Genomic DNA, 26,560 nt, shown 5'->3' on the forward strand with positions numbered 1-26,560 from the left:
TGTCGATGAGCATGCAACACATCGCCGTGATCGGCGCCGGCACCATGGGCAACGGCATCGCGCAGGTCTGCGCGGTGGCGGGTTTCGACGTGACCCTGCTGGACATTTCCGACACGGCACTGGAGCGCGGCATGGCGACCGTGCGCAAGAACCTCGAACGGCAGGTGACCAAGCAGACGGTGGCGGCCGAGGTCGCCGAAGCGGCCCTGGGGCGCATCAGCGTCACCACTGACTACGGCCAGCTGAACGGCGCGCAGCTGGTGATCGAAGCGGCCACCGAGAACCTTGAGCTGAAGCTGCGCTTGCTCAAGCAGATCGCCAGCCATGTCGACCGCGAGTGCGTAATTGCGTCGAACACGTCGTCGCTGTCCATCACGCAACTGGCGGCCAGCGTCGAACACCCGGAGCGATTCATTGGGCTGCACTTCTTCAACCCGGTGCCGATGATGAACCTGATCGAGGTCATTCGCGGTTTGCAGACGGCGGACACCACCCACATCGCGGCAATCAAGCTGGCCGAGCGGTTGAACAAGACGGCGATCACCGCCGGCAACCGCCCGGGCTTTGTGGTCAACCGGATTCTGGTGCCGATGATCAACGAAGCAATTCTGGTGCTGCAGGAAGGTCTGGCCACCGCTCAGGACATCGACGACGGCATGCGCCTGGGCTGCAACCAGCCCATCGGCCCGCTGGCGCTGGCGGACCTGATCGGGCTGGACACCTTGCTGGCGATCGTCGAAGCGTTCAACGAAGGCTTCAACGACAGCAAATACCGCCCCGCGCCGCTGCTCAAGGAAATGGTTGCGGCGGGGTACCTGGGTCGCAAGACCGGACGTGGGTTTTTTACCTATAACTGAGGCAAGTAAGCGCTAAAAACGTGGGTCGGGCACGAATTGCCCGTTTGACGCAATCCCCTGTAGGAGCGCGCTTGCCCGCGAATTGCGGTGCGTCAGTGGCATCTGTGTGACTGACAGGACGCCATCGCGGGCAAGCGCGCTCCTACATTGAATGCGCATGCAGTCAGTCGCCATCTTCATCGCTGACCACCCCGTTAGCCAGCAAGCCGGCTCCTACGGAATGTGATCTGTGCGGATGATACGGACTCACGAAAATCCACTGTAGGAGCCGGCTTGCTGGCGAACCCGGCGTAACAGGCGAAAGCGATGTATCTGGCCGGACGCTTTCGCCAGCAAGCCGGCTCCTACAAATATCGCGCCCGACCCAGACTGCCAGTTTGGCGCAACACCCTGGAGCGCGCTTGCCCGCGATATCGGTTGGTCATTCAGCCTTGCTTGCATCTGACACAACCCATTCTGCTTGTAGGGCTCCACTCAATGGGAAAACAGCGAATTCCCGACCTTGCCCGCCATCTTCTCCGGTTTGATCAGGAACCGCGCCAGCGCCGGCAATAGCCACAGGGCGCCGAACATGTTCCACAGCAACATGAAGGTCAGCATCAAGCCCATGTCGGCCTGGAATTTGATGGCCGAGAAGATCCAGGTACACACCCCGATCGCCAGGCACAGGCCGGTGAACAACACCGCTTTGCCGGTGGACTTCAGCGTCTGGTAATAAGCTTCCTGCAGCGGCAGCCCCGCCCGCAGGAAACTCTCCAGTCGGCTGTAGATGTAAATCCCGTAATCGACCCCGATCCCCACCCCGAGCGCCACCACCGGCAGCGTCGCGACTTTCACGCCGATGCCCATGAACGCCATCAGCGCGTTGCCCAGCACCGACGTCAGCACCAGCGGCAGCACGATGCACAGCGTCGCCGCCCATGAACGGAAGGTGATCATGCACATCACCGCCACGCACACGTACACCAGAATCAGAATGGTCAGCTCGGCCTGCTTGATGACTTCGTTGGTGGCCGCCTCGATCCCGGCGTTACCCGCGGCGAGCAGAAACTCCAGGCCATCCTTGTTGTTCTGCTGAGCGAACTCCTGCACCGCATGCACGGCGCGATCCAGGGTTTCGGCCTTGTGGTCGTTAAGAAAAATCAGCAACGGCGCCAGAGAACAGCTGTTGTTGTACAAACCGTCAGCGCGGGAAATCGAGCTGTTGAGCACGTCCTTATTGCGCGACAGCGACTCCCATTTCAGGTTGCCCTCGTTCATGCCCTTGATGACCTGCTTGGACACGGTCACCAACGAGATCGCCGATTGCACCCCTGGCGTGTTCTCCATCTTCCACGACAGCTCATTCATGGCCGACAGCGTCTGATACGCCGAACACCCCTCGGGCGGCGTCTTGACCATCACCACCAGCACGTCGGAGCTGGTCGAGTAATTGTTGATGATGAAGCTGTTGTCTTGGTTGTAGCGCGAGTCCGGCCGCAGTTCCGGGGCGCCCTGGTCGAGGTCGCCGATCTTCAGGTTATGGCCGTACCAGAGGCCGCCCACCAGCGCGACCAGTGCCAATGTCACCGACACCTGAGCGACTTTCGGCGCGGCGAAGTTCGACAGCAGACGCCAGAAAGGATGCTCCCGCACGGCATCCTCTTTGCTGCGCACCACGGCTTTTTTGCTGATGCCAGCGTAAGAAATCGCCACCGGCAACAGGATCAGGTTGGTGAACACGATCACCGCCACGCCGATGGAGGCGCCGATGGCCAGCTCGCGGATCACGCCGATGTCGATGATCAGCAACGTGATGAAGCCGACGGCGTCCGCCAGAATCGCGATCATCCCCGGCAGGAACAACTGGCGGAACGTACGGCGTGCTGCGGTGAGCGCGCTGTCGGCGTCACTGGATTGCAGGGCGATGCCGTTGATCTTCTGCACGCCGTGGGAAATACCGATGGCGAAGATCAGAAACGGCACCAGCATCGAGTAGGGATCAAGGCCGAAACCCACTACATGCATGAGGCCCAACTGCCAGATCACGGCGATCAGCGTAGTGCTCAAGACCGCGATGGTGCTGCGGGCGCAGCGGGTGAACCACATCAGCAGGACCAGGGTGATCAGGAAGGCGATGCCAAAGAACATCACAACCATGATCAGGCCATCGATCAGGTCGCCGACCTTCTTGGCGAAACCGACGATGTGAATCTCGACGTTGGGGTTCTGCGCTTCGTACTTGTCGCGAATCTTTTCTTCAAGCTGGTGGGAGAACTGACGGTAATCCAGCGGCAGCAGTTTGCTCTGGTCGTTGGGGTCCGGGTAGAACTCCTGCAGCGGCACATCGACAATGCTCGACTTGAAGTTGTTGGACACCAGACGCCCGACCTGCCCGGACTTGAGGACGTTATTGCGCAGCTTGTCGAGACTCTGTTGCGAGCCGTCGTAGCTCTGCGGAATGACCTCGCCGCCGGCGAAGCCCTCCTCCGTCACCTCGGTCCAGCGCACGCTGGGGCTCCACAGTGACTTGAGTCCGGAGCGGTCGACCCCGGAGATGTAGAACACCTCGTCGTTGATCTGCCGCAGGGTCTCCATGTACTCCCTGGAAAAGATATCGCCCTGCTTGGCCTCCACCGAAATGCGCACGGTGTTGCCCAGGTTCGCCAGGTCGTTGCGGTGCTCCATCATGTTCTGAACGAACGGATGGCCCAGCGGGATCATTTTTTCGAAGCTGGTGGACGGGCGCACCAGCGTCGCTTGCCAGAACAGAAAGATGCTGACCAGCAGACAGATGCCGATCACCGTCTTGCGGTTGTTGAAAATCAACTGTTCCAGGCGCGTCGGCTTGTCGTGATGGTGTTGAAGGTTGCTCATGGAAACGTGTCCTCGCCTGCTTGTTCTTATTGTTGAGCGCTGTCAGCGCCCGTCGGCGAGGTGACGCGAACGCCACCCTGTCCCACCAGAACCAGATTGCCTTTGTCGTCTTCAGCGACCCCGGACAGCGAAAGCCGATCGGGGCGATTGGCGACCGTGAAGCTTTGGCCATCGTCCGTGCTGCGCATGACGCTGCCGCCGTTGCCGACCAGCACGATGGCGTTATCGGGCATCAGCGAGGCATTGGCGATGCTGAACTCCAGCGGTCCGCGCTCACCCTGGAGCTGGACGGGCTCCCAGGTGGTGCCGAAATCGGTCGAGCGAAACAGATTGCCGCGCAGGCCGTAAACCAGGAGCGTGTTGGATTCCGCAGTGCCTACCGCACCGAACAACGAGCCCTGGTAGGGGCCTTCGAGCTTTTCCCATGTCTGGCCGTCGTCCGGGGAGCGGAACATGCTGCCCTGCTCGCCGACCACGAAAAGGCCCGCGTCCTTCACGTACGCAATGCCGTTGAGGTGGAACTGGTCTTCGTTGTCCAGACGGTCGCCGATGTCTTCCCAGTGCTGGCCACCGTCGGTGGTTTCCAGTACCGCGCCATAGGCACCCACCGCGATCCCGGTGGAGAGGTCCTTGAACCAGACATCCAGCAACGGCGCTTCACGTTTGAGGTCTTCGAACTGCTTGGTCCAGGTGGCGCCGGCATCGCTGCTGGCCAGGATCTGCGCATCGTGCCCCACCGCCCAGCCGTGTTGCTCATCGACGAAATACACCGCCGTGAGCATCTGACGCGTCGGCACCTTGGCCTGGGTCCAGGTGTTGCCCTGGTCGTCGGAATAGAGAATGTGGCCGCGATCCCCCACCGCCACCATGCGCTTGCCGGCATGGGTCACGTCCAGCAGCAGGCTGCGGGAGGCTTTGGCGGATTCGAGGGCGTAGACGGCGGAGTCGCCAGCGTTGGCAGGTTTGTCGACGGGTGCCACGGCGGACGTGGTGTCAGCGGCCAGGGCGGCGCCGCAGAAGATCGGGGAGATAAGCAGAGACAGAGCAGCGTGGAGAGGCAGGCTCTTGAAAAGCGTCCGGGCACTGAAATGGCCCCGAATGACCGCAAACCGAGTGCGCCGAATGACGGGCTCACGCATGGAGCTACCCCTTTCTTTATTTTTATTAGGTTCTTCGGGAGGCGATTTTGACAGCGCAGGCGCTCTAGCCTGCAGGCGACGCAGCCCCACCGAAGCGACCCCATCCTAGTCAGCTTTGGAAACGTATGACAATCGACATGACGTTATCTTTTGTTAAGCAACGGGGCGCTGATTGGCGCGTTATCACTGGGAGTGATTGAGCGGACCCACTGTGAATAGCGTAGCCGGGCCACTAAGCTTAAGTTCGAGGGTAAACCGTGCCGGGCAGCGCGCCGGCGGCACGGTTTGCGGCAAGGCTCAGAAAGCGTAGGTGAGCGCCAGGGTCGATATCGTTGTCCGGGCAGACTGGCTGCTGGCGTTGCCCCCCACACGGAAGCGGTCACCGCTCTGGGTATCGTTGATCAGGGTGCTGCCTTTAGTCTCCGCGTACACCTGATGATCCACCCCAGCCTTCAGTAAAAACTCCGGATTGACCTGATAGGTCAGCGCTACAGCCAGGCTCTGCATACGCCCGCTGTTACCGTTTTCGCCTTTATAGTTCACGCCAGTCAGATGATGGCGATCCTGATCTCGCCCCTTGACCCACTGGCTGTATTTGAACTTGCCTTCCAGGGTCCAGTTGCGGAAATGGTAGAGACCCACCAGCCCCAGGTAGGGCGTGTCGTAGGTCTGCTGATAGGAAATCCCTTTGTCCCCCGCCGGGAACTCTCCGGACTCATCGCGGAAGCCGTCGTCCGAAGAATAGGTGTAGCGACCACCTCTCGCGTGCCAGCCAAACTGGTTACGCTGATAGCCGAGCAGTACGCCCAATGCCAGGTCATCGCGCTGGAGCGCCCAGGCGGTGGCGGCAAATTCAGCTTGCCAGGCTTTGGTCACTCGTGTGTCAGGATGGTCCGAATAGTCACTCCAGTCGGCATGCTCACCGTCCAGCCAATCGTAATCCTTCATATGACCGTCGCCCTTCGCCACTCGCGTCCAGCCGTTCAGATCAAGGGAAAGCCAATTCACCGGCTGGTAGTTCAAACCCAGGTGCAGCGTCGGCACCTGCTTCATGCGCCAGTTCAACTGGCTGATCTTCTGTCCACTGTAGGGGTCATACACCCTCTCCCGCGCCTGCCCGTTGAGTAAGCCGACACCCAGGCTTGCCCCAACCGCCCCCAACTGAAACTGCTCCTCGCGGGTCGTCTGCGCCTCGGCAAACGCCTCGGTGCCCAACGCAGCCAGCCCTAGCCACAATAGCGTTTTCCTGCCCTTCATCACCCACTCCGCACTCTTCTTATTGAGAATCTTGTCCAGCGCCGCACGCATCTGAACAAGGAGCGAAAGGATGAAGACCCGCGAAGGAAATTTCTGCCGGGCGGTTCTGAAGGATTTGCGTGAAAGCTAAACGTTGGTATTGGGAAATTGCCTACAAAACCGTCGAACGCCTGTTCAGTGACGCAGCAACTTGCGCAACGGCACCCCATCCTTGAGCACCGGTGACTTGATGACGATGTAGCTGAAGTACTTCGAAATCCCGATGTTTTTGTCGAGCAGGCTTTCCACCACTTCCTGGTAGTGCTGGATGCTGCGGGTCATGAAGCGCACCAGGTAGTCGTAGCCGCCGCTGATCAGGTGGCATTCGAGGACTTCGTCCACCAGGCGGATGTTGGATTCGAACTTGGCGAAGTCTTCGCGCTTGTGGTCGCTGAGGGTGATTTCGGTGAAGACGGTGACCGAGTCGGTGATCTTGGCCAGGTTCAGATGCGCTTTGTAGCTGGAGATATAACCGGCCGATTCCAGCCGCTTGACCCGTTGCAGGCACGGGCTGGCGGACAGGCCGACGGCATCGGCGAGGCTGACATTGGTCATCCGGCCGTCCTTCTGCAGTTCGACCAGGATACTGATGTCGATCCGATCCAGTTTTACGAGCCCTTCCATCACGTACCTCTTGACTGCCGTTGTAAGACAATCTTCTAGCAAAATCAGCGCCGTAAAGACAGCTGATGCTGCGCCACCAGATCGGCCATGCTGTTAATGCAGTACTCCGCCGCACAAGGCGAAGGCTGGCGCGCCCGGTGGCGGCCGATCAGGCAGCGGTCCAATGAGGCGTAAGGGGCGACCGATGGTCGGGTGACGTGCAGGACCGGTTGCACCTGATCGCCCTGATCCGTGAGCCATTGCGGACCTTCGGCCAGAGAAATGAAATCTTCCGGTGCAATTCCCAGTCGCTCGCACAGCACGCCGCGATCCTCGGCATCGCGATCGCCACGCACCAGCAGTCGATAGAATTTGCGCAGGTAGAGCATCGCCCCCGGCGCGTCTTCGAACAGCGACCAGCTGCCCGCCGAACGGGCGAAGCTCATGCCCTCCTCCCAGCTGGCGTGCAGACCCCACTTTTCGGCCAACTGACGATGGGCGAAGCACAGCATGCCGCTGAAGCCCAGCTCGGCGAAGCGCGGATACAGGGTCGCAACGACCGCATAAAATTCGGCCAGCACCTCGTCCCTGGCCGGTTGCCCGCCGCGGCTGTCGAGCAGCGGTTGCAGCGCGGCCCAGACGCCTGAGTCGCGGTCCACCAGCACTTCATCGCAATCGATCAGTAACGCTCGGTACTCTGTTAGTCCAATTCCCGTCAGCCCCAATTCTGTCAGCCCCATGTGGATTGAACCTCCTGGATGCATCTGGCCCGTAGCGGGCAAGGCACTACTTCAAATTCGAGTTCAAGACCCGTGCCAAGGCGGCGTCGAGGATCTGCACGGCTTCATCGACCTGGGCTTCTGTTGTCACCAATGGCGCAAGGAAGCGCAGCACGTTGCGGTAAACGCCGCATTTGATGACCAGCAAACCACCGGCGCGGGCTTCGTCGATCACCCGTGCATTGAGGTCGGGATCCGGGGAGCGCTCCGCGTCATCCTTGACCAGCTCGATCGCCAGCATGAAACCGGTGCCGCGTACGTCGCCGATGCGCGGGTAACGCGCCTGCAAACCGATCAGGCCACGGCGAAGGCGTTCGCCCAGGACTTGGCTGCGCGCCAGCAGTTGTTCTTCCTCGAACGCGTCGATCACCGCCAGTGCCGCCGCGCAGGCCAAGGCGTTGCCGCCGTAGGTGCCGCCGAGGCCGCCGGGCAGTGGCGCATCCATGATGTGCGCCTTGCCGACCACACCCGACAATGGCAGGCCACCGGCAAGGCTTTTGGCGACAGTGACCAGATCAGGCTGGATGCCAGCGTGCTGGTAACCGAACCAGGTGCCGGTGCGACCGAACCCGGTCTGGATCTCGTCGAGGATCAAGACGATGCCGTGCTTGTCGGCCAAGGCGCGCAGTGCCTGGAGAAACGCCGGCGGCGCGGTGAGGAAACCGCCATCGCCCTGCACGGGTTCGATGAGGATTGCGGCGACGCGGTCCGGCGCGACTTGAGTGGCGAGCAGCTCATCCAGCGCTTTAAGTGCAACCTCGCTGCTCACGCCGCGATACGCATTCGGGTACGGCGTGTGGAACACCTCCGGCGCAAAAGGCCCGAAGTTCTGTTTGTAGGGTTGGCTCATGCCGGTGAGCGTGGTGCCGAGCAAGGTGCGCCCGTGGAAGCCGCCACGGAAGGCAATGACCGCCGAACGATTGGTGTGGGCACGGGCAATCTTCACGGCGTTTTCCACCGCTTCAGCGCCGGAGGTGAAGAACGCGGCCTTGTAGGCTTCCTGCCCGCCGATCATTTCGCAGAGGCGCTGAGCCAGGTCGAGATAAGGCGTATAGGCCGCCACCTGAAAGCAGGCGTGGGAGACTTTCTGCAATTGCGCTTGCACGGCGGCGACGACTTTCGGGTGGTTGTGGCCGATATTGAGCACGCCGATGCCGCCGACGAAATCCAGGTAACGCTTGCCATCCACGTCCCACAATTCGGTGCCTTGGGCGCGGTCGATCACCAGCGGGTGCGCGGTCACCAGGCCACGGGGCACAAATTGCTCGCGCTGACGGAGCAAAAGAGGGGTTTCGTCGACTTTGCTGTTCATGGCATTTCCCATCGTGAGTCCGGCAACCTGGAGGCGGTTGCGATGCTGTTCAGGTTACGGCGTGCGGGCAACGCACTTAGCCGAACTTGGCCCGTGAGAAATTCGGATCGACTGTTTTGGCCCCGCCTTTCAACAGATCCTGCGCCGGGCTTGGGGGATGATGTGGGCTGGCTCCCTACACTTCCCTCCAACGTCCTTTCAGCAGGAAACGCCCATGGCCTTGCTCTATAAAGCCGACCCCGCGCGCGCGCCACACTGGCAGACACTGTTCGCCGAACACGCCCCGGACATCGAATGGCGCGCCTGGCCGGACATCGGCAATCCCGAGGAGGTCGAGTATCTGGCCGCGTGGCAGGCGCCGGATGATCTGACGCAGTTACTGCCCAATCTGAAAGTGCTGTTCGCGCTGTCCGCCGGAGTGGACCAGTTGGATCTGTCGCGGTTGCCGGCGGACCTGCCGGTGGTGCGGCTGCTGGATCCGGGCATTACGCGGGGCATGTGCGAGTACGCGACGTGGGCGGTGTTGAGTCTGCATCGGGATATGCTTCGGTACCGCGAGCAGCAGGCGGCGCGTTGCTGGCAGGCGCATCTGTTGCAGCCGGCAGAGAACCGGCGCGTGGGGGTGATGGGGCTTGGCACCCAGGCGCAGCAGATTCTGGCGACGCTGGCGCCGTTCGGGTTTGCCTTGTCGGGCTGGGCGCGCAGTGTTCATGAGATTGAGGGGGTGGACTGTTTTGCGGGTCAGGCGCAGTTGGCGGCGTTTCTGGGGCAGTGCGATATTTTGCTGTGTGTGTTGCCGTTGACGGAGCAGACGGAGGGGATTCTGGACCGGAATCTGTTTGCGTTGCTGCCGCGGGGTGCGGGGCTGATCAATATGGGGCGCGGCGGGCATCTGGTCGAGGGGGATTTGCTGGAGGCGCTGGAGAGTGGGCAGTTGGGGGGCGCTATTTTGGACGTGTTGCAGGTGGAGCCGGCGGGGTCTGATCATCCGTTTTGGGGTCATCCGCAGGTGGTGTTGACGCCGCATGTGGCGGCGATGACGCAGCCGGCGAGTGCGTTTGGGGTGTTGCTGGAGAATATTCGGCGGTTTGAGCGGGGGGAGCGGATGGTGGGGCAGATTGATCGAAAACGGGGGTATTAAGATCTAGATCAAGGGCGTCTGCCTGGGGGCAGACCGTTTCGCCTTCGGCGACTTACTTTTGAAAAGCACCAAAAGTAAGCAAAAGTGCCTGCTCCTGGTTGGGCCCCTCGTTCCTCGGGGTTCCTTCACTCCGGTCTCGCTCCGTGGGCCCGCCGCCATCCGCCATCCATGGCGGGGGGCGGCTCTCGCGGCATCCATGCCGCTCGGCCCACTCCGCGAGACCTGCGTTCAGCCTGCACCAAAGTCGCGATTGGTGTCGTCTGGGCTATTTGCGTATGAAGATCAAAAGCAGATCAAAAGCAGATCAAGGGCTTCCCGGCTGAAGCCGGTCCCACTAGGTGCGCGCGGTGTTTTAGTGGGACCGCTTTAGCCGGGAAGCTTTTGATCTGATCGTTCCCACGCTCCGCGTGGGAATGCATCCCCTGACGCTCCGCGTCATCGGTCTCACTGATGTACGCGCCCTCATAATGGGACCGGCTTTAGCCGGGAAGAGGCCCGAGCAGTCGCTATCAATTTCGCGGTGTGCCACACGATGCTTTCCCGGCTAAAGCCAGTCCCACGGAAATCTAAAGCCTGTGCCCCCGGCAACATCCCGTAACCCCCACGCCGTTGACCACTCGTCGACCCGACCGCATCCTGCGCCGCCTCAAATTGGCAGTCATCAACAAGGTCATGTTCAAGGACGACAAAAAAGATCCCTTCGGGGAGAACTCGATTTTCAAAGGGCTTCCCAACGGGGGCGCGTCATGGACACCGTGGAATCCGCCTCCCGAACCCGTGCGGGCGCCCACTCCGATGCCTGAGCGATGGCCCGAGCCGAAGGCGCGTACCGACAAGGTATTCGCCAAATCCTGTACCGGGGAATGGTGCAGCACCGACGCCGGTACCACCGTAGAACCCGCCTCCAACTTCGGCGCAATCATGATGGCGGGCGCCATGCTGCTGCCCTCCGCCTCCGACGCCATTGCCGCCGCCCTTGGTGCAGACATGGGACTGGGCCGCATGGCCGGTGGCGGCATCATGCAGCGCAGCCATACCTGGCTGCTTCGCGGCGCCGGCGGCCCAGCGAGTCTGTTCATCCTGGGCATGCTCCCGGCGAAGATGGGCGACGGCACGCTCTATACCGATGACGAATTGCGCAAGCTGACTCAGGCGACCACGAGGGTGCGCTTCCAGCTGCGCCGTGATGCCGAAGGCGAGTTGCAGGTGTACGGCATCCACTCCAAGGCATCCGGCGACGACTCGGTCCGCACCGTGCAAGCCCGCTGGAATGCCGACAGAAGCGCGATGGAAGCCCATCTCAACGGCATCACCATCCTCATGACGCCCCGCCGGGGCCGACACGGGAGACTGGAACCGCTGGTCTACCCTGAAAACAGCGATGCCCGTTTAGGCACCCTCCTCGTCCACCCGATCCCGGACGACACCGACAGCCAGCTCGAAGGCCTCCCCGGCGAAGACATCACCGCCGAAGACTGCATTTTGGTCTTCCCCGCTGACTCGGGGCTGAGGTCGATGTATGTGGTGTATGCGCGGCCGTTTAATGGGGATCATGGGTATCACCTCCCCCCCAAAGGACTTTCCGCATTTCCTGATGCGGTTAAGGCGCCTTCAAAAACGAAGGTTCAGGGCGGTGGTGGCACTCGCAAACGATGGAAGGACCGCAAAGGCAGAATTTTCGAGTGGGATTCGCAGCACGGTACAGTTGAAATGTACGACAAACAGGGTAAGCATTTAGGTGAGTATGACCCGGATACGGGTGAGCAAACCAAGCCCCCAAACCCAGGCCGCAGAATCGAGAAGTAGGAGCATTCATGTACCCATGCATCAGCGGATTTCTAGCAGACAGCAGCGAAGACGAGTCACTTAAGTTCGAGCTTGATCTCGACGAATCTCATATCCAGGAAATCCTTCCAATACTTGGTCTTCGGAGCATCAATGAAATGGCAGCAGGCGAATGGCTGCTCTCGAATGAACAGATCATGAAAGTGTCGGCACTTGTGGGGCGGCCACTGCCTACTGACTTACAGATGTTCATAGGACTTGAAGCTTGAGCGGAACAACGTTTGAAGGGGACTGATTTATTAGCAGCGCTTCTCGATAAATTAATCTGTCCCCGTGCCAACTGGCGCTCGCCGACTCACGGCCGAATCCGGTCTCACTGAATGTAACCGCGAGTTGGGGAGACCGGCTTTAGCCGGGAAGAGGCCCGAGCAATCGATATCAACTTCGCGGTGTGGCAACTGACGCTTTCCCGGCTAAAGCCGGTCCTACAAACGTCAAAAGCATGTACGCGGTGTTCGAGACAAACTCCGTCTATCGCGTAGAGGCCAACCTCCCGGCAATCGCCGCTCCCACGTCTTGCGTCGAGCCCTTCCCGCCCAGGTCCGGGGTGATCGGGCCTTCTGCAATAACTTGTTCAATCGCCTGCAATATCCCGTCGTGGGCCGCGCGGTAGCGTTCGTCGCCGTTGCCGAGGAAGTCGAGCATCAGTGCGCCGGACCAGATCATCGCGATGGGGTTGGCGATGTTCTGTCCGTAGATGTCCGGCGCGGAGCCGTGCACCGGTTCGAACAACGACGGAAACCGCCGTTCCGGGTCGAGGTTGGCCGACGGGGCGATGCCGATGGTGCCGGCGCACGCCGGGCCGAGGTCGGACAGGATGTCGCCGAACAGGTTCGACGCCACGACCACGTCAAAGCGGTCCGGCTGCAAAACGAAGCGTGCGCACAGGATGTCGATGTGCTGTTTGTCCCACGTCACTTCGGGATAATTCGCCGCCATCAAGGCCGTGCGTTCGTCCCAGTACGGCATGCTGATGGAGATGCCGTTGGATTTGGTCGCGGCCGTCAGGCGTTTGCGCGGGCGGGTTTGGGCGAGTTCGAAGGCGAATTTGAGGATGCGGTCGACGCCCCGGCGGGTGAACACCGATTCCTGCAGCACGAACTCGTGTTCGGTGCCTTCGAACATCTTGCCGCCGACCGAGGAATATTCGCCCTCGGTGTTTTCCCGGATCACCACGAAGTCGATGTCGCCCGGCTTGCGTCCGGCCAGCGGACAGGGCACGCCGGGGAACAGGCGCACCGGGCGGATGTTCACGTACTGGTCGAAGTCACGGCGAAACTTGAGCAGCGAACCCCACAGGGAAATGTGGTCCGGCACCTTGTCGGGCCAGCCCACGGCGCCGAAGTAGATCGCGTCATAGCCCTTGAGCTGCTCGAACCAGTCATCGGGCATCATCTTGCCGTGGGCGAGGTAGTAGTCGCAGTGGGCCCAGTCGAGCACGTCGATGCTCAGGTTGAGTTCCCATTTTTTTGCCGCCTGTTCCAGTACCCGCAACCCTTCGGGCAGGACTTCCTTGCCGATGCCGTCGCCCGCAATCGCGGCGATTCTGAATGCCTTGCTCATGGTGCGCCCCTTGCAATGAATCAGTTCAAGCCGCCGATGTGGAAGGCTTTGACTTCAAGGTACTCGTCCAGGCCGTACTTGCTGCCCTCGCGGCCGAGGCCCGATTGTTTGATGCCGCCGAACGGCGCGACTTCCATCGAGATGATCCCGGTGTTGAGGCCGACCATGCCGAACTCCAGCGCTTCGCCGAAACGCCACGAGCGCTTCAGGTCCTGGGTGAAATAGTAGGCGCCCAAACCGAACGGTGTGGCGTTGGCCAACGCCAATGCCTCGGCTTCATCAGTAAAGCGCATCAACGGCGCCACCGGGCCGAAGGTTTCCTCGTTGGCCAGCAGCATGCCGGCGTGGGCGTCAGCCAGCACGGTGGGTTGCACGAACTGGCTGTCGCCTGTGGGAATGCCGCCGCAGAGCAGTCTGGCGCCCTGACTCAAGGCATCGTCGATGTGCCGGGCCACCTTGGCGACCGCCGCCGGGTTGATCAGCGGGCCGATGGTCACGCCCTCTTCCAGGCCGTTGCCGACCTTGAGCTTGCCCACCTCCTCCACCAATCGCGTGGCGAAACGGTCGTAGATGCCCGCCTGCACCAGAATGCGGTTAGCGCACACGCAGGTTTGTCCGGCGTTGCGAAACTTGCTGATCATCACCCCGGCCACGGCCTGTTCCAGGTCGGCGTCGTCGAACACCACAAACGGCGCATTGCCGCCCAGCTCCAGGCTCAGGCGCTTGATGTGCTCGGCGCTCTGGCGCATCAGCAGGCGCCCGACGGCGGTGGAGCCGGTGAAGGAAATCTTGCGCACCGCCGGGTTGCCGGTGAGTTCTTCACCGATACCGGCGGGCATTCCGGTGATGACGTTGAACACCCCGGCCGGAATGCCGACACGCTCGGCCAGCACCGCCAGGGCGAGGGCCGAGAGCGGCGTGAGGTCCGACGGTTTGACGATGACCGGGCAGCCGGCGGCCAGGGCCGGCGCGCATTTGCGGGTGATCATCGCGTTGGGGAAGTTCCACGGGGTGATCGCGGCGCAGACGCCCACGGGTTGCTTGAGGGTCAGCAGGCGGCGGTCGCCGCTCGGGGCCGGCATGGTTTCGCCGTAGACACGGCGCGCTTCTTCGGCGAACCATTTCACGAAACCGGCGCCGTAGCGGATTTCGCCCTTGGCCTCGTTCAGCGGCTTGCCCTGCTCGCAGGTCATGATCAGCGCGAGGTCGTCGAGGTGGTCGATCATCGCCTGGAACCAGCGCTCCAGCAGCGCCGCACGTTCTGCCGCCGGGCGCGCACGCCAGGCAGGCCAGGCACGTTCAGCGGCTTCGATGGCGCGGCGGGTGTCCACGGCGTCCATGGCCGGCACCTGGGCAAGCAGATCGCCGGTGGCAGGATCGCGGACGTCGAGGGTGGCGCCGCTGTCAGCAGCGATCCACTGGCCGTTCACATAGGCGCGTTCAGCCAGCAGGCCGGGGTCTTGCAAGCGATTCTTGAGCATGGTCGAGTCCTGATCCGAGACAGATTCCAGTCTAGGGATCCGGCTCGAACGAGGATGCCGAAAGCGTCTTCAAACCAGCGTGCCGTGCTGAAATTCACGTCAGGACGGCAGGCTCTGCTACGCCTTCAGCGAGCCCAGCAAGCCTTGCAAAAAGCGCTCACCGGCGTCCATCTGGCTGACCTCGATAAACTCGTCCGGCTTGTGCGCCTGCTCGATGGAACCCGGGCCACACACCACCACCGGCACGTCCAGCCGCTGCTTGAACAAACCGCCTTCGGTGCCGAACGACACCTTGGTCATGCCGGTGTCCGGCGCGGCGAATTGCTTGAGGAAGCTCACCGCTTCGACCGTCGGGTGCGTGTCCAGGCCGGGATAAACGTTGATGGTTTCAATTTCGATGGCCGCGACGCTGGAGAGCTTCTGCGCCTCGCGCACGATCACTTCGGCGCGCTCGCGCATCTGCTCGATGAACTGCTCCAGATTGTCGGCCGGCAGGTTGCGCACCTCGAAATCCAGGGTGCACAGGTTCGGCACGATGTTCAGCGCCTTTCCGCCGCCGATCTGCCCGACATGCACGGTGCTGTAGGGGACGTCGTAGTCGGTGTCCTGGGCGCCGTGTTGCTGCAAATGCTGTTGGCTCTCCCGCAGGGAGGCGATGAAGTCGCAGGCCACGTGAATGGCATTGACCGAGCGCGGCGCCAGGGACGAATGCGCCTCCTGACCCCGGCAATAGGTCCGGTAGGAGCCCTTGCCCTTGTGGCCCAGCACGAATTGCATGTTGGTCGGCTCGCCGATCACACACAGAAACGGTCGCACCGGTGCCAGGTGCAGCACGTCGAGCAAACGCCGCACGCCGACGCAACCGATCTCCTCGTCATGGGACAGGGCCAGTTGCAGCGGGCGGTTGAGTGGGCGTGTGAGTGAGTGCTCTGCCGCGTCGAGCATGGCGTCGATGGCCAGGGCGATGAAGCCCTTCATGTCGCAACTCCCGCGGCCATAGATGCGCCCGTCCTGCAAGGTGGCGGCGAAGGCCGGAAAGGTCCACGCCTGCCCCGCCGCCGGCACCACGTCGGTGTGGCCGGAGAGCAACACGCCGGGCTGGTCTTTGGGCCCGGTGCTGGCAAACAGGTTGGCCTTCTTGCCACTCTCGTCTTTGACGATCAGCGACTCGATGCCCTTGCTCAGCAGCAGGTCGCGGACGTAGTCGATCAGGGCCATGTTGGACTCCGACGACACGGTTTCGAAGGCCATCAGCCGTTTCAGAATCTCGAGAACGCGGGGTTTCATGAGGCGTGGCTCCGTTGCGCGGCAGGAAGGGCAAAACGAGTGATGGAGAATGCCTCGATCGGGGTCGTGGTGCGACCGGTGTCGAGCAGTTCGGCCATCACGTCACCGACGCCGGGGCCCAGCTGGAAGCCGTGGCCGCAAAAGCCGAAGGCGTAGAACAGGCCGTCGACAGTGCCGCTGGGCCCCATGACCGGCAGCGAATCCGGCAGGTAGCCTTCAATGCCGCTCCACACGCGGATGATGTTCAGATTCCCCACGCCCGGCAGCAGGCGCCGCATCTGCTCGGCCTGATTGAGGATGCTGCGCGGCTCGACAGCGGCGCGACGGTTGAGCATGTCGGGCTTGCTGCGAAAACCGCCGCCGATGACGATATTGCCCCGGGGAATCTGGCGGAAATAGATCACCTCTTCAGCAATCTTGGTGTACACGCCGATCACCGTCGGCAAGGCGTAGGGCACCGGTTCCGTGACCGCCATCTGCGGGCCGTGGGTGTCCAGCGGCACCGGTTCGCCGAACTGCGCCGAAAGTTTCTGGCCCCAGGCGCCGGCGGTGATCAACAGCTGCGCGGCGTGGAACTGACGGCCGTCCGTGGTGGTGACGTGAAAATCACCGCCCACTTTTTCGACCTCGGCCACTTCAGTACGCTCCTCGATCTGCGCCCCCAGACGCCGGGCGGCGCGGGCAAAGGCCGGGGCAGCGAGGCGCGGGTTGGCGTGACCGTCGTGGGGGGCGTAGGAGCCGCCTTTGACATCAGAACCGAGGAAGCCGAAGCGCTGATGCAGCTCGGCGCCGCGGTAGATTTTCAGGTCCAGTTGTTCGGCTTCCGGCGCGGCGGCGTAGGCCTCCAGCTCGGCGATTTCGTCTTCGCGGTAACACACACGCATGTGCCCGCTGGGAATGAATTCGAGGTCGTCGTCGATCAGTTCCGGCAAGCGTTTCCACAACGCCCACGAACGGTTGGCCAGCGCCAGTTGCCCGAGGAATCGCCCTTGCCGACGGACGTTGCCGAAGTTCACGCCGCTGGCGTACTGGCCGATCTGGTCCCGTTCCAGCAGGATCACCGACTGCCCGCGCCGACGCAGAAAAAACGCCGTCGCCGCGCCCATCAAGCCGCCACCGACAATCACCACATCCGCTTTTTGCACGCTCATGGCGACACCTCCTCAATGAGCATCGACAACGGTTTGACCGGCGCTTGCCCGCGCTGGCGACCGACTTCCTGCACCTGCACGCCGGCCTCGGCGGCGATCACTTCAGCCCCCGCCTGGGAGCAATAACGCCCCTGGCACCGGCCCATGCCGACCCGGCTGAAGGCCTTGGCCCGGTTGACTTCACAGGCGCCCTTCTCATTGACCGTGCGGCGCAATTCGCCGGCCGTGATCATCTCGCAGCGGCAGACGATGGCGCTGTCGGGCAAGGCCTTGGCCTGTTCGGCAGGCCAGGGAAACGCTTCGGCCAGGCCCAGACGAAACTGGTCCATCACCCCAAGTGCTTTTTGTTCTTCGTCACGCAGCCCGGCATTGAACGGTTGTTTGAGGTCTTCGAGCAGCGCCAAGGCCACTCGGCGTCCGGCGTGCTCGGCGGCATCGGCGCCGCGAATTTTCGCCCCGTCGCCGGCGGCATAGACGCCGTCTACCGAGGTACGACCGGCCTCGTCCGTCGCCAGCCACCATTGGCTGGAAGCCTGATCGAAGGCCATGGCGCAACCGGCCAGATCACCCAGTTGGGTTTCAGGGCGCAGGTGATAACCCAATGCGACGGCATCCGCCTGCACGGTCAAGGCCTTGCCGCTGCCGGTGGTGAAGCGCACGCCTGCCACGCCATTGGCGGCATCGCCCAACACCTCTAACGGCTTGACGCCGAGATGCACGGGTACTTTGGCCTGGTACAACTGCGCCAAAAATTTCATGCCGGTCCACAACAGCCCCGGTCGTGCCAGCAGTTTTGGCAGGGCTTTAAGACGCAGGCTGAAGGGCGAGGTATCGAGTACCGCGGCCACTTCGGCGCCGGCTTTGACGTACTGGCTGGCGACCAGATAAAGCAAGGGCCCGCTGCCCATGAACACCACCCGATGGCCGATAGACACGGCCTGATTTTTCAGAGCGATCTGCGCCCCGCCCAGGCTGTAGGTGCCCGCCAGTTGCCAGCCTTCGATGGGCATCAAGCGGTCGGTGGCGCCGGTGCAGAGGATGAGCGCGTCATAGTCCAGCGTGGTATGACGGCCCTGATTCGCGCAGCACAACTGCCCCGGCGTGAGGTTCCACACCAGCGTGTCCGGGCGGTAATCGATGGCGCCACGGATGCGGTCGAAGGTCTGGTGCAGGTCCTTGGCCTTGTCGGCTTCGCTGCCATACAAGGTGGAGTAATCGCGGGTGAATCCGTCCGGCTGGCGGCGGTAGATCTGCCCGCCGTCGCGGCGGTTCTCGTCCACCAGAATCGGTTTGATGCCGGCCGCCAGCAAGGTTTCGGCGCAACGCACACCGGCCGGTCCCGCACCGACGATGACGACGCGATGGGTGCTCAACTGTGCAGTGGCCATGTCGCCTCCGGTTGTGTGGTGACGATGTCCAGCCCGTCGCGGACTTCATTGGAGCAGGCGCGCAGGCGTTCACCGCCACGGGTCCAGACCCAGCAATCCTGGCAGGCGCCCATCAGGCAGAAACCGGCGCGGCGGCCGCTGTCGAATTCCGACTGGCGCAGCGCGGTGCCCCGGGTCAGCAACGCCACCATCAGCGTGTCGCCCTGCAACGCTTCGATTGGCGCGCCATCAACAGTCAGGTTGACCGTCGGCCGGCCTTGTTCGGCCAGCCTCACAAAACGCCCTTTCATGCATACGCTCCAAAGCTTGTGGTGGTAACGCCGCGCTGGGTCGCCAGCAGATCGGCGCCGTCGCGGTGACAGAGAATTTCGCTGCCGTTGTCCAGCGTGCGGCGGCTCGGCGCGGTGCGGTTGCACAGGCCGTCAATGCGCACCGGGCAGCGATTGAGGAAGGTGCACAACTCCGGCAGGTTGGCCCGCTCGCCGATCGGCGGCAGCTCGCCATGGGTGGCGCCGCAGGTTTCCAGCCAGCCCTGACGCAGTTCCGGCACCGAATGGATGAGCAGGTCGGTGTACGGGTGGTACGGCGCTTCGGCAAACGACTCGCGGCGGCCGGCGTGGACTTTGTGGCCGCTGTACATCACCACGATGTCGTCGCACAGCGCGCGCACCGTGGAAATGTCGTGGCTGATGAACAGGTAGGACACGCCCAGTTGCTGACGCAGGTCGCGGAGCAGTTCGAGAATCGCCGCGCCAACCACGGTGTCGAGGGCCGAGGTGACTTCATCACAGAGGATCAGGTCGGGCTTGGCCGCCAGCGCCCGGGCCAGGTTGACCCGCTGCTTCTGCCCGCCCGACAGTTCATTGGGGCGGCGCTCGGCCATGTCTCGCGGCAGGCGCACCAGATCGAGCAGCTCGCCGATGCGCGCCTGCAACGCCGCGCCCTTGAGACCGAAATACATTTTCAGCGGACGGCTGAGGATGTTCGCCACGCTGTGCATCGGGTTGAGCGCAGTGTCGGCGTTCTGGAAGACCATCTGAATGCGCCGAAACTGCTCCGGCGTACGCTCGGACAGACTGCCGCCCAACGGCTGGCCGTCGAAGGTCAGGCCACCCAAGGCCGGGGTCAGCAGCCCCGCCACCACCCGCGCCAGGGTGGATTTGCCTGAGCCCGATTCGCCGATCACACCGATGGCCTGGCCCCGCCGCACGGTCAGGTCGATGTCTTCCAGCACGCGAATCGCCGGCATGCCGTGCATGTTTTTGTTGCCGTAGCCGGCGGTCAGGCCGGTGATGGTCAGCAGCGGCGCTTCTTCAGCCACGCCACAGGGCGGACGAATGCGCGTGTCAGGGCGCGCGGCGGCGAGCAGGCTGCGGGTATATTCGTGGGCCGGTGCCTTGAGCAACGGCGCGGTGGCGCTTTGTTCGAGGATCTGCCCGCCGTTGAGCACGACGATCTGGTCGGCCATCTGCGCCACCACGGCCAGGTCGTGGGACACGTAAACCGCCGTGGCGCCCCGCTCGCGTACCACACGTTTGAACGCGCGCAGCACGTCGATCTGGGTGGTGACGTCCAAGGCGGTGGTTGGCTCATCGAGCACCACCAGCAGCGGGTCGCTGATCAGCGCCATGGCGGCCATCACCCGTTGCAATTGCCCGCCGGAAACCTGGTGCGGGTAGCGGCGGCCAATGCGTTCCGGGTTTGGCAGGGCCAGGTCGCGGAACAGGCCGATGGCCTTGGCTTCCAGCTCCGCGCGGGTGCCGAGGCCGTGGATCAACGGCCCTTCGACCACTTGATCGAGGAGTTTTTTCGCCGGGTTAAAGGCGGCCGCCGCGCTCTGGGCAATGTACGAAACGCGATTGCCGCGCAGACCCTGCAACTCTTTTTCGCTGAGGGCGAGCATGTCGTGGTCGCCGACCTGCACCACGCCGCCGGACAACCGGCAGCCCCTTCGCGCATAACCGAGCAAGGCCAGGGCAATGGTGGTTTTGCCGGAGCCGGACTCACCGATCAGCGCCAGCACTTCGCCTTTCTCCAAGGCAAAACTCACGCCCTTGACGATCTCCACTTCGCTGCCCGGATCCCCGGCCACCACGCGCAAGTCTTCGACGCGAATCAACTGGGTCATATCAATGGCCTCCCGAGCGGCGACCGCGTCGCGATGACAGGTAGTCGATCAGCAGATTGACGCCGATGGTCAGCGTGCCGATGGCCAGCGCCGGAATGATGATCGCCATCGCGCCCTGATTGAGGCCGCCGATGTTTTCCCGCACCAGCGAACCGAGGTCAGCGTCCGGAGGCTGCACGCCGAGGCCCAGAAAACTCATGCCGCTGAGCAACAGCACGATGTAGCCGAAACGCAGGCCCAGGTCGGTCAGCACCGGGTTGAGCATGTTCGGCAGGATTTCCCGGCACGCCACGTACAACTTGCCTTCGCCCCGGGTGCGCGCCACTTGCACGTATTCCAGGGCTTCGATATTCACCGCCATGCTGCGGGCCACCCGGAACGAGCCGGGGATGTAACTGATGACCGCCGTGCAGATCAGCAGCGTCACCGACGAGCCAAACGCCGAGACCATGATCAGCGCGAGCATTTTGCTGGGTATCGAAATGAAAGCATCCATGATCCGGCTGATGATTTCGTCCAGCCACTTGGGCGAGACCACCGACAGCAGCGCGCAGCCGGTGCCGAAGGTGCTGGCCAACAGCGCCGCCACCAGCGACAGGCCGACGGTGAAGCGCGCGCCCACCAGCACCCGGCTGAGCATGTCGCGGCCCAGGTAGTCGGTGCCGAAAGGATGCGCCACGCTGAAGCCTTCGAAGATGTTGTCGGAGATCACTTCGCCGACCGGGTGCGGCGCCAGCCACGGGCCGAACAGCGCCACCAGCAGCCAGATCACACAGACGGCAGCGCCGACAAGTCCCAGCCAGGACGGGTTGCCGGAGACCTTGGCCAGTGCCAGGGCTGAAGACGCAGGCCTGGATTTCGCAATGAGCGGGTTCATTGGTTTCTCAGCCTCGGGTTGGAGAGGATGGCGCAGAGGTCGGCGAGCAACACCAACGCCAGATAGGCCGCGCAGAACAGCATGGTGCAGGCTTGCACCAGGGCCATGTCGCGGTTGGTCACGGCATCGACCATCAGGCTGGCGATGCCGGGGTAGTTGAAGATGGTCTCGACAATCACCACCCCGCCAAGCAGGTACGACAGGCTCAGGGCGATGGCATTGGCAATCGGCCCGATGGCGTTGGGCAAGGCGTGGCGCAGCACGATGCGGATCGGGCTGACGCCTTTGAGCCGGGCCATTTCCACGTACGGGCTGTCGAGCTGGTCGATGACGGCGGCGCGGGTCATCCGCGCCATTTGCGCCACAATCACGCAGCACAGGGTCATCACCGGTAACGCGTAGGTGCGCAGAAATTGCAGCGGCGACGTGATGTCGGTGGCGTAGGACAGCGCCGACAGCCAACCGAGGTTGACCGCGAAAATCAGCACCGCCAGGGTCGCCACCAGAAACTCCGGCACCGCGACCATCGCCAGGGTGATGAAGCTCAGGCAGCTGTCGATGCGCCCGCCCCGGCCCATGGCCGAACCGATGCCGAGGATCAGCGCCAGCGGCACCGACACCAGCGCCGTGGCGCCCGCCAGCATCAGCGTGTTCGGCACCCGGCCCGCCATCAATTCACCCACCGGCATGGCGTTGGACACCGACTGGCCCATATCGCCGGTGAGCAAATTCATCAACCAGTGCAGATAGCGCAACACGCCGGGTTGATCCAGCCCCAGTTTCAGGCGCAGTGCCGCCACCTGTTCCGGGGTGGCGAACTGGCCGAGGGATTGCTGCGCCGCGTCGCCCGGCAGCACGGCCGTGATCGCGAACACGACCATCGACACGATCAACAGGGTCACGACCCCGGCACCGAGGCGCCGGCAGATCAACCACAGCGTATGGCTATTCATCGCACTGCCTCCTCAAGCGTCCAGCCACACCTGCTCGGCGAACATGTAACCCATGAAGCCGCCCAACGGGTTGGAGTCGTAGCCCTTGATGCGCTGGTCGACGCCGTCGATATTGCTGATAAACACCGGCACGCCGATGCCGCAGTGATCGTGCACCAGGGTCTGCATGTCGCCGTACATCTTGGCGCGCTTGGCGTCGTCGGTTTCCCCCCGGGCCAGCATCAGCAACTGGTCGAACTGATCGTTCTGCCAGCCGGACTCGTTCCACGGCGCCTTGGACTGGAAGAACTGCGAGAACATCACGTCGGCGTTCGGTCGCGGGTTGATGTTGCCGAAGCTCAACGGGTGCTTCATCCAGTGGTTGGACCAGTAGCCGTCGCTCGGCAGGCGGTTGACGTCCAGCTTGAGCCCGGCCTGTTTCGCCGATTGCTGCAGCAGCACGGCGATGTCCACGGAACCTGTCGCGGCAGGCGATGCCATGACCGGCATGGTGATGCTTTCCATGCCGGCTTTCTTCAGCAGGAATTTGGCTTTTTCCGGGTCGTAGACCGTCTGCGGCAAGTCGGTGTTGAAGTAGCGCGAACCCGGCGCAATCGGGTGATCGTTGCCGACCACGGCAAAGCCCCGGAACACGGCGGACTTGACCTGTTCGCGGTCCAGCAGCAGTTTCATGGCCTGGGTGAATTCCGGGCTTTTGCCGGGGAGCTGGTCCTGGCGAATGATCAAGTCAGTGTAGTTGCCCGAGGGTGCATCGACGACGCGGTGTTTGGGGCTGGCGGCGATGCGCGTGGTGGAGCGCGGGTTGACCTCGTTGATCATGTGCACGTCGCCGGACAGCAACGCGTTGACCCGCGATGGCTCGTCGGCGATGGCGATGAATTCGATCTCGTCGAGGTACGGCAGGCCCGGCTTCCAGTAGTTCTTGTTGCGCACCGCGACCGAACGTACACCCGGCTTGAACTCGCCGACGGTGAACGGCCCGGTGCCGATGCCTTTGTTGAAATCGGTGGTGCCCTCGGGAACGATCAGCAGGTGCGACACGGCGAGAATCGACGGCAGTTCGGCGTTCGGCGCACTGAGGCGGATCTGCACTTCATTCGGGCCGGTGGCCTTGATCTCGGCAAACTGTTCCATCAGCGGCATGACTTTGGACCCGGTCAGCGGGTCCTTGTGGCGGCTGAGGGAGAACACCACGTCGGCGGCGCCGAGGCTCTTGCCGTTGTGGAAGGTCACGTCCTTGCGCAGGGTGATGGTCCACAGCGTGGCGTCGACATTGTCGATGCGCTCGGCCAGTTCCAGTTGCGGCACCAGGTGCTTATCGAAACGGGTCAGGCCGTTGTAGAACATGTAGTGACGGGCATAGTCGGTGGACAGCGCGCCCTTGGCCGGGTCGAGGGTGTCGGCGGTGGAACTGGACATGCCGGCGACGCGGATCTTGCCGCCAGGCTTGCCTTTGCCGCCGGCAGTGGCTTCTTCGGCGAACAGTTTGCCGGCGCTGCCGAACAGGCTGCCCGCCCCCGCTGCGGCGACACCGGCCAGGCCGAGCATCTGCAAGGCGTTGCGCCGCGACATGCCGCGATTGAGGCCTTCGAATACCCGCAGGCTGTCTGGGCCGAAGATAAGCTCGGGGGTGTCTTTGTGGTCAGTCATATCAAGGCTACCTGTCGATGATCGGGATATTCGAGTGCTCACGGATGTCCGGAGCGTCCTGGAAACGCAGACGACGGTGACGCTACAGCGGGCGACTCAGTGAACGGCTCAGTGCATGACTCAGTGCAAATAGTCCTGGAAGCGGTAATACGCGCCCACGAACGGCAGAAACCAGGGCTTGCCGAAGTGCCCGGGGATCGCCGGCCATTCCAGTTCACGCCAGGGGTTGGCCGCCGCGTTGCCGGCCATGACCTCCGCCATGACCTGGCCCATGTGCACGGACATCTGCACGCCATGGCCGCTGTAACCCATGGAATGGAACACGCCGCCGTGCTGGCCGGCGCGGGGCAGACGGTCGGACGTCATGTCCACCAGACCGCCCCAGCAGTAGTCGATTTTCACGTTGGCCAATTGCGGGAACATGTTCAGCATCGCCGCCTGCAGCACCTTGCCGCTCTTGGCGTCGGACACGCCGTCGGACATGGCAAACCGCGCACGCCCGCCAAACAGCAGGCGGTTGTCCGGGGTCAGGCGAAAGTAGTTGCCGATCATGCGGCTGGTCACGTAGGCCCGGTGCTGCGGCAATAACTCGTCGATCAGCGTCTGGGGCAACACTTCGGTGGCGATGACAAAACTGCCCACCGGCACGATCCGACGGCGGTACCAGCCGAGGTCGCCGTGCTGGCAAGCGCCGGTGGCCAGCAGCACTTGGCCTGCGTGCAGCGAACCCTTGGCGGTGTTGACCTGATAACCGCCGGCCTCGGGCTTCCAGTCCTTGACCGGGGTGTGTTCGTAGATCATTGCGCCGCGTCGGGCAGCGGCTTCCGCCAGACCGACACCGAAGCGGCCAACGTGCATCTGCACGCCGTTGCGCTGCAACAAGGCGCCATGGAATTGCGCCGAGTTGACTTCGGCTCGAGTCTGCTCGGCATTCAGCAGCTCGACGTCGGCGTCCACCTCCTGGCGGATCAGCTCGCAGGTGCGGGCCAGGCCTTCGTAATGCAGGGGTTTGGCGGCCAGCTTGAGCTTGCCGTTGCGCAGCAGATCGCAGGCGATCCTTTCCTGCTCGACCAACGAAACCACGGTCTGTACCGCGCTTTCGTAGGCCTGGTAATAGGCACGCGCTTTGGCTGCACCGAGACTGGCATGCAGGCCGGCGTAATCCTGCGCCACGCCGGTGTTGCACTGGCCGCCGTTGCGACCGGAGGCTTCACCGATCACGCGACCGGCATCCAGCACCACCACGCTGGCCCCCTTGAGCGCCAGCGCCCGCGCCGCCGACAGACCGGTGAACCCACCGCCGATCACGGCCACGTCGACCTGCCCGGGCAAGCCGCCCAGTTGGGCACCGGTGAAGGCCGGTGAAGTGTCGAGCCAATAGGATTCACTGCCCATCTTTAACCCCTTGTGTCCAAACCTGCGTGGCGGAACCGGTAGACAGCGCCTGAGTTACAGGCCCACCAGCGCCGGCAGCCCACCGATGTCGGTGATCTGCTGGTACTCGAAGTACGCATTCGCCGGCACTTCATGACCACGGGCCACGAAGGCCTTGTGCTTGATCTTCATGTCGTGGGCCGACATCAGGTCGTAACGGAAGCTCGAAGACACATGCAAGATGTCTTCCGGGCCGCAGCCGAGGTTGTCGAGCATGAATTCAAAAGCGGCCAGCCGCGGTTTGTAGGCCTGGGCCTGTTCGGCGGTGAAGACCTTGTGGAACGGCGCGCCGAGCTTGTCGACGTTGGACATGATCTGGCTGTCGCTGGCGTTGGAGAAGATCACCAGGGGAATCTTGTCGGCGATCTTCGACAGACCGGCCGGCACGTCGGCATGGGGGCCCCAGGTCGGCACCGCGTCGTAATACAGCTGGCCTTCATCGCGGTACTCGACGCCCCAGCGTTTGCAGGTACGGGCCAGGGCGGTCTTGAGGATCACGTCGTACGGCTGCCAGTCGCCCATGACCTGATCGAGGCGATAGGCGGAAAAGTCTTTGACGAACTGGTCCATCTGTTCAGGCTTGACGCGGTCGGCGAAGAGCTCGCGGGTCATGGTGCCCATATGGAAATTGGTGAGCGTGCCGTAGCAGTCGAACGTAATGAATTTGGGACGAAGAAAGCTCATTGAGTGCGGTCCTGAAGTCAGTTGAGTGTGGCAAGCGTTCGCTGCCCTGGCGGCGCGGCGATACGGCCAGTGCTGCTCGCCTTCCGGCACACCGCCGCCCACCACGCGGATCAGCCCGGCGGCGTCGGCGATGGTC

Annotated in this window: 22 protein-coding genes; 4 read left to right on the forward strand and 18 right to left on the reverse strand. The window is 62.9% G+C overall.

All coding sequences use genetic code 11. The features are described from left to right. The first annotated feature begins 5 nt into the window (after positions 1–5). Positions 6–857: a 3-hydroxybutyryl-CoA dehydrogenase gene (locus tag ACQKEN_RS19190; protein WP_427687927.1), complete on the forward strand. Its 852-nt coding sequence runs from the start codon at positions 6–8 to the stop codon at positions 855–857. A gap of 474 nt (positions 858–1,331) precedes the next feature. Here the strand turns inward: ACQKEN_RS19190 and ACQKEN_RS19195 are convergent, their stop codons facing one another. From ACQKEN_RS19195 to gabT, 6 genes are all read right to left on the reverse strand, one after another. Then, the gene (locus ACQKEN_RS19195; protein WP_427687929.1) at positions 1,332–3,713 is read right to left on the reverse strand and encodes an efflux RND transporter permease subunit; all 2,382 of its coding nucleotides are present in this window, start codon (positions 3,711–3,713) and stop codon (positions 1,332–1,334) included. A gap of 26 nt (positions 3,714–3,739) precedes the next feature. Further along, positions 3,740–4,852 carry a WD40/YVTN/BNR-like repeat-containing protein gene (locus ACQKEN_RS19200; RefSeq protein WP_427687931.1) on the reverse strand — a complete coding sequence of 371 codons (1,113 nt, stop codon included), beginning with the start codon at positions 4,850–4,852 and terminating at the stop codon, positions 3,740–3,742. 297 nt (positions 4,853–5,149) lie between these two features. Then, the gene (locus ACQKEN_RS19205) at positions 5,150–6,109 is read right to left on the reverse strand and encodes an omptin family outer membrane protease (RefSeq protein ID WP_427687933.1); all 960 of its coding nucleotides are present in this window, start codon (positions 6,107–6,109) and stop codon (positions 5,150–5,152) included. Positions 6,110–6,283: 174 nt separating this feature from the next. Beyond that, entirely contained in the window at positions 6,284–6,772 is a 489-nt protein-coding gene (locus ACQKEN_RS19210) for an Lrp/AsnC family transcriptional regulator (RefSeq protein WP_003174918.1), read from the reverse strand. A gap of 44 nt (positions 6,773–6,816) precedes the next feature. Then, a complete protein-coding gene (locus ACQKEN_RS19215; RefSeq protein WP_427687965.1) occupies positions 6,817–7,461 on the reverse strand; it encodes a 2-haloalkanoic acid dehalogenase in 645 nt (214 codons plus the stop codon). 76 nt (positions 7,462–7,537) lie between these two features. After that, positions 7,538–8,842 (reverse strand): 4-aminobutyrate--2-oxoglutarate transaminase, encoded by a 1,305-nt coding sequence (gabT, locus tag ACQKEN_RS19220; protein WP_427687936.1) that lies wholly within the window; start codon positions 8,840–8,842, stop codon positions 7,538–7,540. Positions 8,843–9,056: 214 nt separating this feature from the next. On the opposite strand from gabT, the gene ACQKEN_RS19225 reads away from it, so the two are divergent. From ACQKEN_RS19225 to ACQKEN_RS19235, 3 genes are all read left to right on the forward strand, one after another. Beyond that, positions 9,057–9,983 (forward strand): 2-hydroxyacid dehydrogenase, encoded by a 927-nt coding sequence (locus ACQKEN_RS19225; RefSeq protein ID WP_427687937.1) that lies wholly within the window; start codon positions 9,057–9,059, stop codon positions 9,981–9,983. A gap of 651 nt (positions 9,984–10,634) precedes the next feature. Further along, positions 10,635–11,789, forward strand: a complete 1,155-nt coding sequence (locus ACQKEN_RS19230; protein WP_427687939.1) for a colicin E3/pyocin S6 family cytotoxin — start codon at positions 10,635–10,637, stop codon at positions 11,787–11,789. Between the two features lie 8 nt (positions 11,790–11,797). Beyond that, complete coding sequence (locus ACQKEN_RS19235) at positions 11,798–12,037, forward strand: pyocin S6 family toxin immunity protein (protein ID WP_427687941.1); 240 nt, start codon at positions 11,798–11,800, stop codon at positions 12,035–12,037. 262 nt (positions 12,038–12,299) lie between these two features. Here the strand turns inward: ACQKEN_RS19235 and ACQKEN_RS19240 are convergent, their stop codons facing one another. The 12 genes from ACQKEN_RS19240 to ACQKEN_RS19295 form a co-directional block, all read right to left on the reverse strand. After that, complete coding sequence (locus ACQKEN_RS19240; protein ID WP_427687943.1) at positions 12,300–13,391, reverse strand: tartrate dehydrogenase; 1,092 nt, start codon at positions 13,389–13,391, stop codon at positions 12,300–12,302. A gap of 20 nt (positions 13,392–13,411) precedes the next feature. Continuing rightward, positions 13,412–14,872, reverse strand: coding sequence for an NAD-dependent succinate-semialdehyde dehydrogenase (locus ACQKEN_RS19245; protein WP_427687945.1), 1,461 nt, complete (start codon positions 14,870–14,872; stop codon positions 13,412–13,414). A gap of 117 nt (positions 14,873–14,989) precedes the next feature. Continuing rightward, positions 14,990–16,159: an acetylornithine deacetylase gene (gene argE / locus ACQKEN_RS19250; protein ID WP_427687947.1), complete on the reverse strand. Its 1,170-nt coding sequence runs from the start codon at positions 16,157–16,159 to the stop codon at positions 14,990–14,992. Then, positions 16,156–17,310 (reverse strand): NAD(P)/FAD-dependent oxidoreductase, encoded by a 1,155-nt coding sequence (locus ACQKEN_RS19255; RefSeq protein WP_427687948.1) that lies wholly within the window; start codon positions 17,308–17,310, stop codon positions 16,156–16,158. The genes argE and ACQKEN_RS19255 overlap by 4 nt, the downstream gene beginning before the upstream one ends. Beyond that, positions 17,307–18,698, reverse strand: coding sequence for an FAD-dependent oxidoreductase (locus ACQKEN_RS19260; RefSeq protein ID WP_427687950.1), 1,392 nt, complete (start codon positions 18,696–18,698; stop codon positions 17,307–17,309). The genes ACQKEN_RS19255 and ACQKEN_RS19260 overlap by 4 nt, the downstream gene beginning before the upstream one ends. Then, positions 18,680–18,988, reverse strand: coding sequence for a (2Fe-2S)-binding protein (locus tag ACQKEN_RS19265; RefSeq protein WP_427687952.1), 309 nt, complete (start codon positions 18,986–18,988; stop codon positions 18,680–18,682). The genes ACQKEN_RS19260 and ACQKEN_RS19265 overlap by 19 nt, the downstream gene beginning before the upstream one ends. Continuing rightward, positions 18,985–20,826: an ABC transporter ATP-binding protein gene (locus tag ACQKEN_RS19270; RefSeq protein WP_427687954.1), complete on the reverse strand. Its 1,842-nt coding sequence runs from the start codon at positions 20,824–20,826 to the stop codon at positions 18,985–18,987. The genes ACQKEN_RS19265 and ACQKEN_RS19270 overlap by 4 nt, the downstream gene beginning before the upstream one ends. 1 nt (position 20,827) lies before the next feature. Then, entirely contained in the window at positions 20,828–21,703 is an 876-nt protein-coding gene (locus ACQKEN_RS19275) for an ABC transporter permease (RefSeq protein WP_427687956.1), read from the reverse strand. Then, positions 21,700–22,656 carry an ABC transporter permease gene (locus ACQKEN_RS19280; RefSeq protein ID WP_122624287.1) on the reverse strand — a complete coding sequence of 319 codons (957 nt, stop codon included), beginning with the start codon at positions 22,654–22,656 and terminating at the stop codon, positions 21,700–21,702. The genes ACQKEN_RS19275 and ACQKEN_RS19280 overlap by 4 nt, the downstream gene beginning before the upstream one ends. Before the next feature lie 12 nt (positions 22,657–22,668). Beyond that, a complete protein-coding gene (locus ACQKEN_RS19285; protein WP_427687959.1) occupies positions 22,669–24,306 on the reverse strand; it encodes an ABC transporter substrate-binding protein in 1,638 nt (545 codons plus the stop codon). Positions 24,307–24,426: 120 nt separating this feature from the next. Next, positions 24,427–25,701: an NAD(P)/FAD-dependent oxidoreductase gene (locus ACQKEN_RS19290; RefSeq protein WP_427687961.1), complete on the reverse strand. Its 1,275-nt coding sequence runs from the start codon at positions 25,699–25,701 to the stop codon at positions 24,427–24,429. A 54-nt stretch (positions 25,702–25,755) separates the two neighbouring features. After that, positions 25,756–26,424, reverse strand: coding sequence for a haloacid dehalogenase type II (locus ACQKEN_RS19295; protein ID WP_074887989.1), 669 nt, complete (start codon positions 26,422–26,424; stop codon positions 25,756–25,758). Positions 26,425–26,560 lie beyond the last annotated feature (136 nt).

Origin of the sequence: Pseudomonas sp. NPDC078416 (assembly GCF_050268485.1) — a bacterium.
Classification (GTDB): Bacteria; Pseudomonadota; Gammaproteobacteria; order Pseudomonadales; family Pseudomonadaceae; genus Aquipseudomonas.